The organism is Nostoc cycadae WK-1 (assembly GCF_002897135.1).
GTDB lineage: Bacteria > Cyanobacteriota > Cyanobacteriia > Cyanobacteriales > Nostocaceae > Nostoc_B.
Map to the genome: position 1 here is coordinate 417307 of NZ_DF978422.1, position 18874 is coordinate 436180.

General features: G+C 40.3%; 10 protein-coding genes. 2 read left to right on the forward strand and 8 right to left on the reverse strand.

Features of this window, described 5'->3' with window-relative positions:
* Positions 1-113: 113 nt before the first annotated feature.
* Positions 114-1679, reverse strand: coding sequence for a beta-barrel domain-containing protein (locus NCWK1_RS03880; protein WP_103123783.1), 1566 nt, complete (start codon positions 1677-1679; stop codon positions 114-116).
* Positions 1680-2299: 620 nt separating this feature from the next.
* Here NCWK1_RS03880 and NCWK1_RS03885 point away from each other — a divergent pair.
* Complete coding sequence (locus tag NCWK1_RS03885; RefSeq protein WP_103123784.1) at positions 2300-4711, forward strand: sucrose synthase; 2412 nt, start codon at positions 2300-2302, stop codon at positions 4709-4711.
* Between the two features lie 65 nt (positions 4712-4776).
* On the forward strand, positions 4777-7683 hold the full coding sequence (gene pgmB / locus NCWK1_RS03890; RefSeq protein ID WP_103123785.1) for a beta-phosphoglucomutase: 2907 nt from the start codon (positions 4777-4779) through the stop codon (positions 7681-7683).
* 53 nt (positions 7684-7736) lie between these two features.
* On the opposite strand, the gene NCWK1_RS03895 is transcribed toward pgmB, so the two are convergent.
* The 7 genes from NCWK1_RS03895 to NCWK1_RS03925 form a co-directional block, all read right to left on the reverse strand.
* Positions 7737-10511 carry a zinc-dependent metalloprotease gene (locus NCWK1_RS03895; RefSeq protein WP_103123786.1) on the reverse strand — a complete coding sequence of 925 codons (2775 nt, stop codon included), beginning with the start codon at positions 10509-10511 and terminating at the stop codon, positions 7737-7739.
* Positions 10512-11122: 611 nt separating this feature from the next.
* Positions 11123-11809, reverse strand: a complete 687-nt coding sequence (locus tag NCWK1_RS03900; protein ID WP_103123787.1) for a PHP domain-containing protein — start codon at positions 11807-11809, stop codon at positions 11123-11125.
* Positions 11810-12424: 615 nt separating this feature from the next.
* Complete coding sequence (gene purM / locus NCWK1_RS03905; RefSeq protein ID WP_103123788.1) at positions 12425-13453, reverse strand: phosphoribosylformylglycinamidine cyclo-ligase; 1029 nt, start codon at positions 13451-13453, stop codon at positions 12425-12427.
* 90 nt (positions 13454-13543) lie between these two features.
* On the reverse strand, positions 13544-13750 hold the full coding sequence (locus tag NCWK1_RS03910) for a hypothetical protein (RefSeq protein WP_103123789.1): 207 nt from the start codon (positions 13748-13750) through the stop codon (positions 13544-13546).
* Positions 13751-13989: 239 nt separating this feature from the next.
* The gene (gene sodB / locus NCWK1_RS03915; protein WP_103123790.1) at positions 13990-14592 is read right to left on the reverse strand and encodes a superoxide dismutase [Fe]; all 603 of its coding nucleotides are present in this window, start codon (positions 14590-14592) and stop codon (positions 13990-13992) included.
* Positions 14593-15285: 693 nt separating this feature from the next.
* Positions 15286-16890 carry a bifunctional pantoate--beta-alanine ligase/(d)CMP kinase gene (locus NCWK1_RS03920; protein ID WP_096580050.1) on the reverse strand — a complete coding sequence of 535 codons (1605 nt, stop codon included), beginning with the start codon at positions 16888-16890 and terminating at the stop codon, positions 15286-15288.
* Between the two features lie 282 nt (positions 16891-17172).
* The gene (locus tag NCWK1_RS03925; protein ID WP_103123791.1) at positions 17173-18279 is read right to left on the reverse strand and encodes a septal ring lytic transglycosylase RlpA family protein; all 1107 of its coding nucleotides are present in this window, start codon (positions 18277-18279) and stop codon (positions 17173-17175) included.
* Between the last annotated feature and the right edge of the window lie 595 nt (positions 18280-18874).

Sequence of the window (18874 nt, forward strand, 5' to 3'; positions counted from 1 at the left end):
GAATCAAATTTTTCGTGAATTGGTATTAGGAGAGGGAGGCTGAGAGGGAGAGGTCTGTCAAATTCACGTAAATTTATAGGATAGGCAAGATGCCCAATCTACAAGAATGACCATTACAAAGTGCTTCCGCCTGCTTGCAGTTCTTTCAGTGGTTCAAGCAAAATATCTATAATGCGTCGGCGACGAATGATAATTTCAGCAGTAGCTGTCTGTCCAGCCTGAAATTTAATTGTTTGATGATTAGCTTTGACGTAGTTACGATCCAGCGCAATTTCTAACCGATAAACTGCACCAAGTTGTTCATTAACTGTGCTATTTGGTGAAATTGATATTACCTTGCCAGAGATAATACTATAGTCCTGATAAGGATACGCATCAAATTTAATTTTGACTTCGTTTCCAACTTTGACAAAGCCTGCTTCTTTTGTAGGTAAAGTAGCTTCCAGAATCAGTGGCGCATTTTCAGGTGCTAATTCAGCTATTGTTTGCCCTGATTGAACTACTTCTCCACTGTTGCGGACGTTGAGTGATAAAACTGTGCCATCAACAGGAGCCGTGAGAGCAAGTTGTTTTAACTTAGTTTTCGCTTCTAGGATAAGTTTTTCAGTCTGTTGGACTTGAGCTTGCAGTTGAGTTTTTTGGACTTGCAGTTTTTGAATTGTTTGCTCAGACTGTAACTCTACTGTGTTACCTTCGGCTTGCTTTTGGGTTAACTCAGCTTGCAATCGCTGTGATTCTGCCAAAACTTGTTGCAGAGTCATTTGCTCTCGTTGAGATTCTGCCAGAGTTTGTTTGATATCACCACTTTGTTGGGTGATAGTACGCTGGCGATCGCTCAAATTTTGTTGAGCTTGAAACAGTTGTTCTTGGGAAAGCGCCCCTTGTTCTACTAAGACTTTTAATCTTTGTAATCGTTCTTTTTGGGCTGTGGCATCTGTATACAATTGATCGAGCAGTGCTTGACTGATTTGTACTTTTTCTTCACCTTGGGCGATCGCTACTTTTTGACTTTGAATTTTGGAGATTGCTTGAGCGATCGTCGCTTTTTGTCCTTGGATTTCTGCCTGATTAATCACCATTCGCGTTTTAGTTTCTAAACGAGTTTTATCAATCAAGGCTTGTGTTTGCAGAACTTGAGTTTGGTAAGCTGTTAGTTCTTGTTTGAACCTTTCTAATTCATTCAAGGCAATTTCTTGATCTAGTTGCGCTATGACTTCACCAGCTTTAACTGTTTGACCTTCTTGAATATAAACACGAGCAACCTTACCAAAAATTACAGGATGAACTTTATATACTTCTCCTAAAGGAACTAATCTCCCTCTAGCTTTACCAACTTCGTCAATGTGTCCCAAATTTGCCCAAGTAATAATAGCTATACAAAATGCAATTCCGCCTGCAATGAGTTGATAAGGAAAATATGAAGGCGGTTGGTCAATTAATGTCTGCAAAGATGTTGACCACCTATCACTTTGGATAGTAGCCGTCTGTAACCTTAGTGATGTATCAGCATCAACTAATTTGCCTTCTGGCAAAGCAGCAGGCTCTTCGGCAATAACTTTTACAGATGTCGCTGTACCACCAAATAATAAAGCGGCTTCAGTACTAGCATCTATAAATTCTTCAGAACTTGTAAGCGGAGACCCTGTGATGTGTATCAGAGATTTGTATGATAATTTCATAGAAACTGGTCAATAATTAATATTTTTGTTGTTTTGATTAAGCTTAACTAACGAAGTAAACACTTTTGTTTACAATAAATATTTTTGAGATAAATACCTAAATTAGTCATTAATTTAGGCTTTTCCGGTGGTTTTATATTACAGCATTAAACTACCAGTTTTACAGAAGCCTCAAAAACTTAAAATCCATTCACAGCAAGTAATTCAGCCTGTAATTGGGTTTTATTTATTATTCTGCTCCATAAAATGTCCTGAAGAACATGAATTTATTAATCTAATCATTTTGAAGTTAATGCAAATAACTATGTTTAAAGTTTTTCCTACTAGTAGAAATAATACTCTTAATTTGTATTTAGTCTAGCCAAAATGGCATTTTTACTGAAAAAAGAGTAGATGAGTGAGATTAGGTACAGGTAGAAGAATTAGGATTTTAAAGATAATTGATATGTCACCAAGATTTTTTACATTATTCATACCAGAGCTAGAAGGCAAAGACGGAAAGGGTCATCTAGCATAAAAAAGATAACAAGGGAAATATACCTCTAACACCCTACAAATAAAATTGCCATTGTTGAGGAGATAAAAATGAGGTTGTAACCTACTAGGTGGTGGAATTCATTATGAATGAATTGCTGCAAGCTGTGCTGAACAGTGAGGAAAAAGCTGCGTTACAGGAATTGATATTTTCATTAACTGTTTCAGGTAAACAATACTTTTTGAGAAATGAAATTCTGCAAGTGTTTGCAGATTATTGTCATAACTCCCAAAAGCCTGCTTATTTTTACTACTCTTCCTTTATTGGGAAACTCATTCACTATACCCATGAAATAATTTGGTCAGAGGATAATGCTTGGTTTGTGATTCGACCCAAGATTGCTAGTCAAGAAGTCTGGCGGTTGAATGCTGACTTGAGTGAGTGTGAATTGATGACACCCCAGGCTTATTTAGATGAGAGCGATCGCTTAGTGAATCGCTACCAACCCCATATCCTGGAAATTGACCTCGCGCCATTTTACGCAGATTCTCCTTCTATTGATGACCCCAGAAATATTGGTCAAGGTCTAGCCTTTCTTAATCATTACCTGTGCGATCAGTTGGTAAATGATCCACAACATTGGTTAGAAGTATTGTTTCAAGCATTGCGGCGAGTGCAATATGATGGGAAGCGCTTGTTAATTGGCGATCGCATTTCTTCAGGTAGAGAATTCGCCAAACAAATCAAGCAAGCAATCAAGTTTTTAAGTGACAAACCAGCCAAGGAACCCTACGAGAAATTTCACTTTCATCTCCAAGACCTGGGTTTAGAACCAGGATGGGGAAACACAGCAGCGCGAGTTAGTGAAACGCTATCATTACTTGATCGGCTGATTGATACTCCCCAACCTGCCATTTTAGAAGCATTTGTGGCGCGTGTTCCTGTGGTTTTTCGCGTCGTCTTGATTTCTATTCACGGTTGGGTAGGACAACAAGATGTGATGGGACGCGATGAAACATTAGGTCAAGTCGTCTATGTGCTGGAACAAGCACGCAGCTTAGAAAACAAACTCCGCGAAGAAATCGCACTCGCTGGACTTGATGTATTAGGTATTCAACCCCATGTGATCATTCTGACTCGACTGATTCCCAACTGTGAAGGTACATCCTGCGGACTACGCCTAGAGAAAGTTGAGGATACAGAAAATGCTTGGATTTTACGCGTTCCTTTTGGGGAATTTAATCCAGAGATTACGAATAATTGGATTTCTAAATTTGAGATTTGGCCTTATTTAGAAAGTTTTACCAATGATGCGGAAAAGGAATTACTGACTTTATTTAAAGGTCATCCCAATTTAATCATTGGTAATTATAGTGATGGTAATTTAGTTGCCTCCCTTTTATCTCGTCGTTTAAAAGTTACTCAATGCAACATTGCTCATTCTTTAGAAAAGCCCAAATATTTATTTAGTAACTTATATTGGCATAATCTAGAAGAAAAATATCATTTTTCGGCACAATTCACTGCTGATTTAATTAGTATGAATGCTGCCGATTTTATTATTACATCATCTTATCAAGAAATTGTCGGTACACCCGACGGTATGGGACAGTATGAATCTTATAAATGTTTTACGATGCCTGAGCTATATCATGTAGTTGATGGTATTGACTTATTCAGCCCTAAATTTAACTTAGTACCGCCAGGAGTTAATCAACAAATATTCTTTCCATATACCCAAAAAGAAAATAGGAATATTCAGCAAAGTAAACAAGTTGAAGACTTACTATTTAACCGCCAAGACGCTCAAATATTAGGTAATTTAGACAATCTAAACAAGTTACCTATTTTTGCTGTAGCTACCCTATCATCTATTAAAAATCTCACTGGTTTAACAGAATGCTTTGGTCAAAGCCAGGCACTACAAAAACGGTGTAATTTAATTCTATTAACAAGTAAACTGCATCCAGAAGAAGCGGCTAATTCAGAAGAGGCGGCAGAAATTCAAAAGCTACATGACATTATCAATCAATATCATCTACAAAATCAAATTCGCTGGTTGGGTATGCGTATTCCTAGTAGAGATATTGGCGAAGCCTATCGTGTAATTGCCGATCGCCGAGGAATTTATGTACATTTTGCTCGGTTTGAATCTTTTGGTAGAAGCATTTTAGAAGCGATGATCTCTGGTTTACCAACTTTTGCAACTCAATTTGGGGGAGCTTTAGAAATTATTGAAAATCAAGAAGATGGCTTTATTATTAACCCGACTGATTTAGAAGGAACAGCACAGAAAATTCTCAGCTTCCTGGATGAATGGGAAAATCATCCACAACATTGGCAGGAAGTTTCTGAATGGATGATTCAGCGCATTATTAATAAATATAATTGGTCATCACACACCAGCCAATTATTATTAATGGCGAAAATGTTTAGCTTCTGGAACTTTGTCGCGCCAGAAAATAATGAAGCACGCGATCGCTATATGGAAAGCTTGTTCCATCTCATCTTTAAACCCAGAGCAGAAAAGATTTTAGAACAACATATACACCAGTAAAAGTAACTAATTTTTTAACTATCTAAATCCAAAACTAAACCTCGCATTTGGAATTTAGCTTAACAATGGATACAAAAAGTATTACTGATAATTTTATCTATACAGACTGGACGTTAACTGAAACCCAGTTTGACCCCGATCAGATACATTCTAGAGAAACTATTTTCACAATTGGCAATGGTTATTTAGGCACACGCGGTAGTTTTGAAAGAGACTATCCGCGTGAATTACCGGCTACTTTTATCCACGGTGTTTATGATGATGTGCCTGTAGTATATACAGAACTTGCCAACTGTCCCGATTGGCTACCAATGGTAGTGATGATTGATGGCGATCGCTTCCGCCTCAACGAAGGAGAAATTACCCATTACGAGCGAGTGCTGGATGTGCGTCATGGACTCCTCAGCCGTTCTTTATGTTGGCGTACTCCTACTGGCAAAACCATAAATATTCACTTTGAACGTTTCGCTAGTCTTGCAGACCAGCATATTTTGGCACAACGCTGTCAGTTAACACCGCTAGATTTTGACGGGGTGATTGAAGTGCAAGGTAGCATCAATGGCTATCCTGAAAACCAAGGCTTCAATCATTGGATAGATTTAGATCAAGGAAAAACTGACCAAGGCATCTGGTTCCATAGCCGCACCCGTACTTCCCGAATTACGATTGGTATGGCAGCAAAGATGGCCGTATTAGGCACAGACGCATCCATCCAAGCTAACACTGCACCAGGTTATCCCACCTTAAGTGCCACCTTTATGGCAAGGTCACACCAAACTGTGACAGTAGAAAAAATCGTCACAGTGTTTACCTCACGGGAAATTGATCAACCAGTCCACGCCGCGCAGGAAAAACTTGCTCAAATTTCAGACTACGAAGCGATACGTAACGCTCATACTCAAGCTTGGGATGAAGTTTGGCAGCAGAGTGATGTTTTGCTAGAAGGCGATAATACAGCGGCTTTTGCGATTCGTTACAATATTTTTCAGCTGTTAATTGCTGCGCCTCGGTATGACGATAAAGTGAGTATTCCCGCGAAAACTCTTTCTGGGTTTGGTTATCGCGGTCATGTTTTTTGGGATACAGAAATTTTTATCCTGCCATTTTTTACATTTACCCAACCAGCGATCGCTCGGAATTTACTCAGTTATCGATACCATACTTTACCAGGAGCCAGACGTAAAGCATTGCATTCTGGCTATAAAGGCGCAATGTATCCTTGGGAAAGCGCGGATACGGGAGATGAAGTTACACCCCGGTGGTCACTTCCCAATGATTATTATGGTGAGGATATAAGAATTTGGTGCCGCGATCGCGAAATTCATATAAGTGCAGATGTTACCTATGCCGTTTGGTATTACTGGTTAGTAACTGGTGATGATGATTGGATGAGAGATTGCGGTGCAGAGATTGTCTTAGATACTGCTATCTTTTGGGGAAGTCGAGTTGAATATAATCCACAACAACAACGCTACGAAATTCGGGGTGTAATTGGAGCAGATGAATATCATGAATTGGTTCACAACAACACCTTCACCAATCGTATGGTGCAATGGCATTTAGAAAAAGCACTGTTTGTTGATGATTGGCTGCGAAAAAACTTCCCCCAACGCGCGACTGAATTAGAGGCGAAACTACAACTTTCACCTGAAGTGCGATCGCATTGGCAAGACATCATCGATAAAATTTGGATTCCCTATGACTCAGAAACCGGACTAATCGAGCAATTTGAGGGATTTTTTCAACTTCAAGATATTAACTTAGAAGAATACGAACCACGTCATCGTTCTATCCAAGCTATTTTAGGAATAGAAGAATGCAACAAGCGGCAAGTCCTCAAGCAGCCAGATGTATTGATGCTGCTTTATTTAATGCGGGAGTCGGCAGATTTTCCTTACAACCAAAAATCCTTACAAGCAAATTGGGACTACTACGCACCACGCACAGATATTACCTACGGTTCATCCCTCGGACCAGCAATTCACGCGATTCTAGCTTCAGATTTAGGAAAATCAACCATAGCCTACAAACGCTTTATGCAAGCAGCAATGGTGGATTTGTCAGATAGCCGAGGTAACACCAACGACGGAATTCACGGTGCTAGTGCTGGCGGTGTTTGGCAAGCAGTGATTTTTGGCTTTGGGGGAATTCAGTTAACGGAAAATGGCCCCGTAGCTAACCCTCATTTACCTTCTCACTGGACACGTCTCAAATTCAAACTCCACTGGCGTGGTAAATGGCATGAATTTGATTTGCAACCACAACAAAAAACAATGGAAAAATTTACCCAATCCCCAACCCCCGACATTCGCGGAGTAATTTTTGACCTTGATGGTGTACTGACTGATACAGCAGAATACCATTATCAAGCTTGGCAAAGGTTAGCTGATGAAGAAGGTATACCTTTTAATCGCCAAGCAAATGAAGCCTTGCGAGGGGTATCTCGCCGGGAATCTTTAATGTTGATTATTGGCGATCGCAAATATTCCGAAGCGCAAATCCAAGAAATGATGGAGCGTAAAAATGGCTACTATATAGAACTGATTCACCATGTAACACCAAAAGATTTATTACCAGGTGCGATCGCACTTTTGGAAGAATTACGCCAAGCGGGAATTAAAACAGCCATCGGTTCTGCCAGTAAAAATGCTCAGACTGTAGTTGAGTTATTGGGGATTGTTGATAAAGTAGATGCGATCGCTGATGGTTACAGTGTAAAACAACCCAAACCCGCACCTGATTTATTTTTATACGCCGCTAAAGAACTCGGACTACAACCCAAACAATGTGTAGTCGTCGAAGATGCCGCAGCCGGAGTGGAAGCCGCTTTAGCAGGCGGTATGTGGGCAGTAGGACTAGGGCCAGTCGAACGCGTTGGCGCAGCCGATGTTGTATTACCTAGCCTAGCTGGGGTGAAGTGGGCAGATATTCAAGCGAAATTGAGTGAAAAAGTGCTGAGTTCTAAGTGCTGAGTGCTGAGTGCTGAGTGCTGAGTAAAAAATTCTACTCCTCCTGCCTCCTGCCTTCATTTAGAAAGCAACTGCGCGTTTAACGCCTTCGTAATGCGATCGCCGGCAAATTCTAAATGGGCTACTGTGTACATATCTAATGCTGTGCCGAATTGTTGTAGCTTGGTGTTAATTGCTGTTTGCAGTTGGCGTAATTTGTACCATGCCAGCGTTCGCCCATCTTCTAGTTGATCATTTGTATTCAACACCATCTCTAGCAAAATATTTAGATGTTCTCGTTGTAGGGAACGACGAATGCTAGAAATTGGTTTTGGTTCTTCTTGGGTGAAAACTTCTGTCCAAATGCCTGTTTGCAGCGTCTCAAATAACTCTGGCAGAGAAAGGGCTTGCCCAGGTTGAGATTTTAATTCTACATCTCGCAGACGATTTAAGCGATCGCCATCTAACAGCGATCGTAATATAGCACTTTGAAAAGAGAGAATGCGATCGTGAATAGGATAATCAAGACGGCTATGATGTATCGGGCTACCCCAATGTTGCCAGCGTGAAGGTGCAAGTTGATTTAACAATTGCGGTGAGAAACTAAAAGCATCTTCAGCAAAGACATATTCTTGCAGCTTCGCTAATGCTTGACGTTGTTGCGTTAGTGAAACGGGAACAAAAGCCCAAGAATTATCATCACCAGCATGAAGCCGTCGGAATGATTGCCCACCAATATACTGAGAAAGTAAGCTGGCATTGCGAAAATAATATCTCAACACTCGATTAAATAAAACCCGCAAGCTACTATAGCTTTCACCCTTGGGTAAATAACCCTCATCCAGACGTTGCCACATTACACGAGCGTTATCCATTTGCCATTGAGAGTACACCAAAACATCACTACTCATATCCCAGAGATTTGCTAGTGGGTTGATGTCGTGGGTATCTTCATCAGTTGCATAAGATAATTCTGGTTGCGGCGATGCTAAAGCAATTTCCTCTAAAAAGCTTTTTTCTGCTTCCGGCGTGACTCCCTCACCGGCTACATCAGGATTTTTTTTGTAACCGTATTCAATTGCCCATTCATCATAAGGGCCAATTACACTAGGAAAATATTCACCTTGCTGCACTCCTTGAGGGGCAATATTCACAGGTAAATAATCCATCACCGAACCCGCTAAACCTTTGGTATGGGTAATTTCCGTGTTATTTAATTCTTGCGGCGCTAACATAGTGCTGCCATGAAAATTGTGCCGCAAACCGAGAGTATGTCCAACCTCATGGGCAATTACAGAACGCAAATATTGATGCACATACTCCTTCATCGTTTCACTATTGGGTTTAGTATTTTGCAGCAGTGATAATGCTAACGCCCCCATTGCGACTTGTTCTGTAGATTCTGCACCGTAGCAAGTATCAGTGTCTTGAAAGTGCTGAGTCACCGAACTTTGCTCAACGCGGGTTCCCCGCGCACGCAAGTTCTCGCTGAGTGCTGGGTGCTGAGTAGAAAATTCTATTCCTCCTGCCCCCTGCCTCCTGCCTTCTGCCTGACACATTGACGAAGCCTCTATCAGTGCATGATATTCTTGCTGAATTGAGCGCACCATATTGGCATCAACAATAATGTCTGCGTCTAAGATTTCGCCAGTGAGTGGGTTAACCCGCATTGGCCCTCTAGCAAAACCAGCATCTAAAGAATTAAACCAGCGAATAGTGTTGTAGCGCACATCTGCGGGATGCCAATCAGCATCATCTGGCATTTGTCGCACTTCAATGGCATTTTGAAATCCAGCTTTGAGAAATGCTTGATTCCACATCAAAACGCCTTCTTGAATGGCATTTCTGTATATAGGTGGAACAGCATTTTCAATCCAAAATACAATCGGCTTTTTTGGTGGAGATAAAGGTGCGGTGGGGTCGGATGGTTCTAAATGCCAGCGATTAATGTACCTAACAAATGGTTCTTGAAGGTTATTGTCAGAAAAATCTTGAAAAGCAGTAATAAAATAACCTACTCGGTCATCAGCAATTCTCGGAATATAACCGTTGTTTTCTTGTAATTGCGAAAAACTATAATGTACCTTCAGGCTAAGGGCGCGGCTATCGGGTAATGTAATGAGATTTGCGCCTTCTGGAGAAGAGAAACCATAATTTGCATCAATCTCTACGTTTTGCGGAAAGCTGTTAACATTACCAAAATAAGATTTACTACTTTCTAAGCGGTAATCTGCCTGTAATGAGTATTTTAATAAAGTAGTTAACCCCGGAAAATCCTGTAGTAGCAGTTCTTCTAGGTTAATGATAAGATTTTTACTACGTGGATCAATACTATCTATTGCTACCGAATAAAGCACCGAATCGCTAAATGAACGAGCCAGCGATCGCTCTTCTGCTTCCCCTGATTTTATCCGAAATTTGACGTTCTGAATTACAAAATGCAAATTGTTATTTACGCGGCGAAAATAGAAGAGAAACTCAGCTAGAGGTAATCCGCTATAAATTCCACTTTCACCCAGACCAGATTCTAAAGTAACTGTGGCGAGATAACTTTTATTTAGCTGTTTTGGCTTGATCTCTAAATAAACTTTGCCTGATTCTTCTTGACTATAAAGTGTAAATAGCCCTGCTTGTTTAATGACACCTTTAACTGTTTCCCGATAACGGCGCAGTTCTTGTTTTTTAGTCTCCCCAAAATTATTAGCAACCGCTAAGTTTTCAACTACTGGAATTGGGTTTAACTGCTGAACATCAGGTTCTGTCAGTTGATTTGCACTTGCCCAACTATTATTTAGAAAAAAATTGTATAGCAATATTGTACAGATTGCTAATTTTGCGATCCAGTGTCTCATCCTTTAGCTTCTGATTCTGAAGTGGTGATTGTGTCGAGGAAAAACTGTGAGATTAATACGCAGTGAGTCAGCATTTCCAAGACTTCTTCAATACTTAAGGCTGACTTGTTGGGTAAATTAACTGTAGTCAGGCAAAAGATTGTTTTACCTAAAAAGATGAGAAGTCTTGTGATTGGCAGTTAAGCCTTGCGAAGAATTTTTATTGAGCAAATGAAATTAATTGTATCTTAGGATAGATGTTTTATACATCTGTGTATATATGTTTTTTTGAAATATATATTGTAATCCAGGTAGAAGAATGTATGTGTTGTTACAGTCTCTCAACAACAAAATCCCCGACTTTGATAAGAAGTCGGGGATATGAAGCTTTTAATTATATGTAGTGGTTTGAGCAAACTAATTTAGGAGAGTGTAATTAATAAAATTAACTGTAGATGTCAACACAGTAGCTTTTAAAAATTTCGCTGTAATACCAATTTGAAAAATGATTGGGACAAATGTGTTTCTGAACAGCTTACCAGTAAAGCATTCCACAATTCAAAATCCAAAATGGTATGAGATAACCCCCTGGCTGATGAAACCAGGAGTAGTTAACGCAATTAAATATACATTTACAATCGCTGGAGTAAATTTAAACCATGAGTATCAGTACCACAGGTATTGAACAAGCCATAATCACTAGCTAATTGTTGCACTTGTTGTGATTCTGTCGGGCTTGGTTTCCACGGGCTGGGGTTATTATAAGCGTAGAAACTTTCCACACCATCAATACCATGTTCAGCCGCAGCCGCAATTAAATCAAAATGCGATCGCCTGTAACGCGCGGGATGCGCTAAAACTGCTAGTCCACCAGCTTCATGAATCGCCGCAATTACGTTGACTGCTTGATATTCTATACCTGTGACAGCACTTTTTTGCAAGTAAGGTTTAATGCTAGAGTGACTTGGCTCAAAGGCATAAGCTAAAATGTGAACCTCATTATCCAAAAGGTTAGCATTGATTTCTGTACCACTCCATAAATAAGGAATGTTACTGTGAGGATTTTTCCACTTCCAGTCTTCTAACCAAGCTTGCGCTGCTAAATAGCCACCAATATTATGATGGTCAGTAATGGCTAATCCTTCTAAGCCAATAGCGATCGCTTGTTCCATCAATGCACTAGGCTGCAACCTTCCGTCTGAATGAACGGTGTGCATGTGAAAATTAAATACTTTCGGACAGCTTTGGGCATCAATCTTCTGGAATACTTGTTTTAAAAGTTCGCAAGAAGTCGATGTCCGCGTACAATTCATAACCATACTACCCTCTGCACAAATATACGCAGTTATTCACACACCAAAACGCCACACCTATAGATAAGAAAGCACTAGCACGTATCATTAGTGCCAGCAGGTATTTAATTAGCTTACTCAGCTAAATTTTTCAATATGTTAAGACTACGTTAGCAAATCTCAATGATAATGGGCATGAGTATTTTCGATTGCTTTAATAAGCGCAAGTCAAAAATTTTTCTCAAATATTCAAGTAAATACTGATACAAATTTTATGAATAAGCGCCTAGGGAATAGGTAATAGTATTGTTGATTCAACAATCAGAAATTTTTTTCAGTTACTCACTCAGAAGATTTCACTATACCACAAGCAAAAAAACCTCTCTTCCCTTTCCATAAATACAGGGAAATAAGGGTATGGGGATGTAAGGGTATGGGAGTGATAGAAGTTTGATTAAATCGTGACTTTTAGAGTCATTACTCATCACTTTGTTAAAAACCTACACTTGTGAGGGAATAGGCGTGTAGGGGTATAAGGAACATCCTGTGCTTGTTAAGAAAAGGGGAAGGACATCACACCACTGGCAATAAATGAAATAAACACGTCATTACTTGTTCTCACCTACACCCTTACACCTACGTTTAACTAAATAATCCCTCCAGTGTACCTGCACCAGGAATTACCTCACCAATTGCAAAGGCGGGAATATTTTGTGATGTAAAAAAGGAAATTGTTTGTTCTACTTGCTGAGGCGGTATTAACAGCACAAATCCAATCCCCATATTGAATGTATTAAACATTGCTTCGTCGCTTACTGCACCGACTTCCGCTAACCATTGAAATGTAGCAGGAATTTTCCAACTGTTGGGGTTAATTTTAATTGTTTGATTTTTACCTAAACATCTGGGTAAATTTTCTGGTAAACCGCCACCTGTAATATGCGCCATCCCATGAATTTCTATACCAGCTTGACGGGCGGCGAGAACTGGTTTGACATAAATGCGCGTAGGTTGGAGAAAAGCTTCTCCAATAGTTTCACCAGCTAATAAATCTGGGCTATCGCTCCAAGCAAAACCCCCATCACTGACAATCTTGCGGACTAAGCTGATACCATTACTGTGTACACCAGTACTAGCTAGAGCGATCGCTACATCTCCCACTTGTACCTGAGAACCATCCAACATCTGACTTTTTTCGACAATTCCCACGCAAAACCCAGCCAAGTCATATTCCCCGACTTGGTAAAAACCAGGCATTTCTGCCGTTTCTCCGCCTAATAAGGCACAACCAGCTAGTTTGCAGCCAGCAGCTATCCCTGCTACTACCTGGGTTAACTGCTCTTTATCTAACTTACCTGTGGCGACATAATCTAAAAAAAACAGGGGTTCTGCACCAGATGTCAGCACATCATTCACGCACATAGCGACTAAATCAATCCCCACACTATCGTGACGATTGAGAATTTGGGCAATTTTTAGCTTTGTACCTACACCATCCGTTCCCGAAACCAGCACAGGTTCTTTGTAACCTGTGGGTAGTTGAAAGCAACCGCCAAAACCACCTAGTCCGCCGAGTACTTCTGGCCTAAAGGTGCTATGAACCAAATTGCGAATTTGATCGACAAAGGCTCTACCAGCCTCAACATCAACCCCTGCATCCCGATAATCCATAAGAGTTAGTTAATAGTCAATGGTCAAGGGTCAATAGTCAATGGTCAATGGACTATAAACTATTGACTCTGGACTATTGATATTACCTCATTAAAAGACCTGATCTTCTATGCTTCGCCACCATTCACCTAAATTCATTAAATCTTGGTGAATGTCTGCTAACTCATCAGCGTAGGTATCTTCAGAAATTGTATCTCGGCGTTCTTGTAATTTTTTCAGACGTAGTTGTACCAATAGCCACGGTTTGGTGATGCTATCTGTGGCTTCAAGGTATTGTGCTAATTGTTTGCTATCCATATATTTTAGATTTTTATGTTTTTTTAGGCAAAAAGAATATTGACTGGCTTCACGGACTCCCTATTTTCAAGATAGTTCAGAGAGGCGATCGCTACTACCGTGTTGACAAAATTTTTAATTGAAGCAAAAACAGCCACGAATAGAGAGTCGTGACTGTTGATCATATTTTGGAGAGCAACTAAATATCTATACTTGAGAAATTTGGCAGATGTGAGCGATCGCTTTCTGCCTGATAGATATTATGCTTTAGCCAGATTTTCTGCAACGAAGTCCCAGTTGACTAACTGATCTAAGAAATTCTTAATGAATGCAGGACGAGCATTGCGGAAGTCGATGTAATAAGCATGTTCCCAAACGTCAAGGGTGAGCAATGCTTTTTTGCCGTGGGCTAAGGGGTTCTCAGCGTTAGGTGTTTTAATTACCTTAAGAGTACCACCATCATCAACTAACCAAGCCCAACCACTACCAAACTGAGTAGCAGCCGCATTCGAGAACTCTTCTTTGAATTTGTCGAAGCTACCAAAGTCTTTTTCAATTCTGCTTGCGAGTTCACCAGTGGGTGCGCCGCCACCACCTGGCTTCAAGCTATTCCAAAAAAAGGTGTGGTTCCAAACTTGAGCAGCATTGTTGAAAATACCTGCTTTGGAAGAATCTTTAAAGGATATTTGGATAACTTCTTCTAGAGACTTATTAGCAAGTTCTGTATTTTCGGTTAGCTTGTTGAGGTTATCGACATAAGCTTTATGATGCTTACCATAGTGATACTCGAAGGTCTCAGCTTTCATGCCATACGGCTCTAGAGCATTAATGTCAAAGGGTAAGGGGGGCTGTGTAAATGCCATTTTATGAAATCCTCTCTTTACTGTTTCCCGGCCTAAAGCTATTACCGAAGCTTAGAAAATTACAGGTTTTGTGTTTAGTTGTTTTGATGTCCTTGAATTAAGGAAACATAAAACTTAACATCGTCATTCTACTACCAAAGTGATGATGAAAACAAAAGACTTTTTTGATAAGTCAAATGCCGATGGCAGAAGAATTATAAATAAAAACAACTAATATTTGATCACCAAAGTATTTTAGCGATTAGCAATTAGTAGTGTTGGACTTAATTTATAATTTTTCGCTGGCTTTTTGCAAGGGTTACAGCCATTGTAAATAAGGCGTTTATTTTCCCTGGTTATCCTAGCAGATTATTACCCCTTAAATCTTCTATCCTGCTTAATAAGTCAGAAAGATATTCCCCCTGCATGAGGGGGAATGAAAAGAGGTATGCTTTGGCAATGAACTTTGGTTTTTGCAGCCAGAGTTGATAATAACTAGTTAGCGAATTCTTAACCTTGAATACTTCTACCTTAAGGCATAGTCATCATAAATATTATTAGTCAGTCTTAAGCTAGATGAATAAATTTTTTCAGTCTATAAAATGTTATCTACTAAGCTAATTTAATTAATTAAAAGTCTGATTTACAAGTGGTGGGTAGGTACTCAGTTACTCACCACTCAGAGGAAGAAAAACTAAAAGCGTATCTCTCTGATTACCATTGAGATAAGCGTTGATGGAAGTAATTAATGATTTGTGCAGCTACTTCAGATATATTCATCCCATCAGTTTGGAGTTCCACTGCATCCGCAGCTTTTTGTAAGGGGGAAACTTTACGAGTACTATCTTTCCAATCGCGTTCGGCGATGTCCCGTTCTAGTTGTTCTAGACTAACTTCGGGTTGACCTTGTTTTTTGAAGTCTTGTTGACGACGACGAGCGCGTTCGGTTACTGATGCGGTTAAAAAGATTTTCACTTCAGCATCGGGGAAGACATGGCTACCAATGTCCCGGCCTTCGGCGACTAAACCACCTTTTTTACCCCAGTTTTGTTGCTGTTTAACTAAGGCCTGACGCACAGCACTTTGGGCGGCGATCGCAGATACTTTAGATGTTACCTCAACTGTGCGAATTTCTTGGGTAATATCGACATCATCAATCCAAACCCGCACAGGAGATTTTAAATCTGAACTGGGTGTAAGTTCAATGTTACAAGTATGAGCTAATTCGGCGATCGCACATTCATCATCCAAAGCAATGCCTTTTTGGACTACTAGCCAAGTCATCGCTCTGTACATAGCACCTGTATCTAAATAAACTAGCCCTAGTTCTGCTGCTACTTGGCGTGCTACCGTAGATTTTCCGGCTCCGGCTGGCCCATCAATAGCGATGATGGGTTGGCGATCGCGCAAGATGGTATTATCAATCAAACGTGTAGAACCAAGACGAGCTGCGATCGCCAGCATTCCTTCCTCCTCAATTGTTTCTAATGACATTAACGTAGTCGGTTCAACCAATTCAATATATTCCAAGAAAACAGTACTCACCTTAGCCACTTCTTGTTGTACCACTGCTATTAACTGATTGCTGTTACGCACACCAGATTTAAAAGCAGCTTCAGCTTTTTTTAATCCTCGATATAAAACTGCTGCTTGCTCTTTTTCTGTCGCACTCAAATATTGATTGCGAGAACTAAAAGCTAAACCTGACGCTTCTCGGACTGTCGGACAAGCAACAATTTCTACTGGCAAATTTAAATCAGCCACTAGTCGTTGAATAATTGCCAGTTGCTGACCATCTTTTTGCCCAAAGTAGGCGCGATCAGGCTGTACTAAGTTCAAAAGCTTCGTCACAATCGTTGCTACACCCTGAAAGTGACCTAGCCGAGAACGTCCACACAAACCTAGTATCATAGCAGATGGTGGGATGACTTGGGTCATCAAAGATTCTTGTATATTTTTCGCGGGTACTCCCATCACTTCCGGAGTAGGAGCAAAAATCGCATCAACTCCCGCGTCTTCACATAATTTTTGGTCTTGCTCTAAAGTTCGCGGATAACGTGCATAATCTTCGTTAGGGCCAAATTGCAAGGGATTGACAAAAATACTGACAATCACCGTTGAGTTTTCTTGCCTTGCTCGTTTGATTAAGTTTAAATGACCTTGATGCAAACCCCCCATTGTCGGTACCAAACCGACGGCTGTCCGATCCCAACTGCTCATTTCATCTGCGACCAGATCTTCTGGTAATGTCAGTTGGCTTTGCGAGCGAAGTTTATTTAAATAGCAGCGTAAAGCTGCGACTGTTGTCAACAGGCGCACAAAATTCCCCTAGTTCTTCTAACCCTCCCCCGTTAGTTTATATCTGAAACTGGGGAAAAGATGCGAGAACTAGGGGAATATAGAAATTAGGTGAATTTGCAGGATGAAGGATCAGGTTTGAGATGGAGATTTAGCCGTGGTCATTAATTCGCGCCAAGCGCGTTGAGGGAAAACACTACGCCGAACAAGCCGATAAATTTGGGATTTTAGATTTTGGATTGGGTAATAGAGCAATCCAAAAATTATTTAAACTATCCTTTAATCCTGCAAATTACCTAAAACTTATCGTCCCAACACCTCGATATGTACTGGCGCAACACCACTACCAATCATGCCGATAGTGCGGGCCGCAGCAATAGATAAGTCGATGACTCGGCCACGGATATACGGGCCGCGGTCATTAATGCGTACTATGACAGAGCGACCATTACTGGTGTTGGTGACACGAACTTTTGTCCCAAAAGGCAAACTGCGATGTGCAGCAGTCATAGCTTCCGGATTAAATCTCTGGCCACTAGCAGTCATACTGCCTGAGCCATCATAGCCATAAAAGGAGGCCATGCCTCTAAAGGTAAGTCTGATATTACCAACGGCAATTTGCTGCGGCAGTCTTGGTAATGACAATGGCGATCGCACTGGTAAGTTAGCAATGTTATCAATAGGAGATGCGTTACCAATGAGTCTGCGTAGGCGGTTGGTTGCTTGTAATGCGTCTTGTGCCAAGTTATTGGTGGTGTCTGCTAGGCGGGTATTTTCGTTGATTTCCACCAATTCTTGGTCTTTGATTTTGATTGTATAGCGATCGCTAGGCTGTGCAGCAGAGCTTTTATCTTGGGGTTGATTAGCAGTTTTGCTCTCATCTTTCCAACTGACCGTAATCTGCTTGGCATCAACGTTGTCTTCAATCAGCTGGTTGATTTTAGCTGCTATCACACTAGCTCGTTGAACAGGGTCATTTTCTAATGAGCCGACTTGGTTTCCAGAATTTACTACATTGCCAGTACTTGCCACTTTAGTTGAGTTGGTAGCAACAAGGGCGTACGACTGCACGCCCCCTATTTCTCCTACAACACCTTGTTTTGTCTCAACATTCGCAACTTGCTTAGAACTCACAAAAGTGAGTACTGGTATATTCCGGATGTATAGGGTTGCCGCTTGACGACCTCCAATACTGTGAGAATGAATGCTTGTAATCACAGCATCCGAGTTCTGTTTCTCTGTAGGGGATTGGTACTCACCTACTTTAACCACATCACCAGTTGATGATTTTTGGGAAACTGGATGAGTTTCCTTGGCGGTTTGAATTGTAGTTTGAGTGCGACCCATTGAGGGTATCCCGGTAAGAGTCACAAACAAGGCGACAGTAGTCCACAAATGTCTTTGGTTCATGCGTCCAATTTTCAAGCGACTGTAGAACAGTAGTTTTTTTGATTAACGGAATTTAATGCCATAAAAGAGCAAAAGTTTTCCTTAAAATCGAACTCGTTCCGCTTTCACTTTGTTTTTCATAACTGCAACAGACTAACACGAACTTTTGAACTTGGGGATCAGGGTTTTAGCGTAATCAAACCTCAATTTCGCAAATTTAAATCCCGATCAAAACAGTGAAACCTTGTTCAAATGCGGATTTTAGGTGTGTAGCGTTTTTTTCGGCTACGAACATTTTTCTTATTAAAACTTTACACGCTTCTCAGATTAGATTTTGGCAAAGTTTACTCGATTTACCCGTTGATTTCAGTAAAAAATATGTATGTTATAGAACATATAGTTTTTTGAAATCATGGTTATAAGTTTTAAATATATTAAAGGAGAAAAACTGTTATCTACACAGAATTAAGCTATATTGATATAGTTTTTGTAATTAGCTAAAAGTCTTTTATGGTAAAGCTTATAGCCAAAATATATTATTTGATTAGCAGCAATAATTGATGTTTAAAAAAAATCTATATAGTGTATAATTACAAGTAAATATACTTATTTAAAT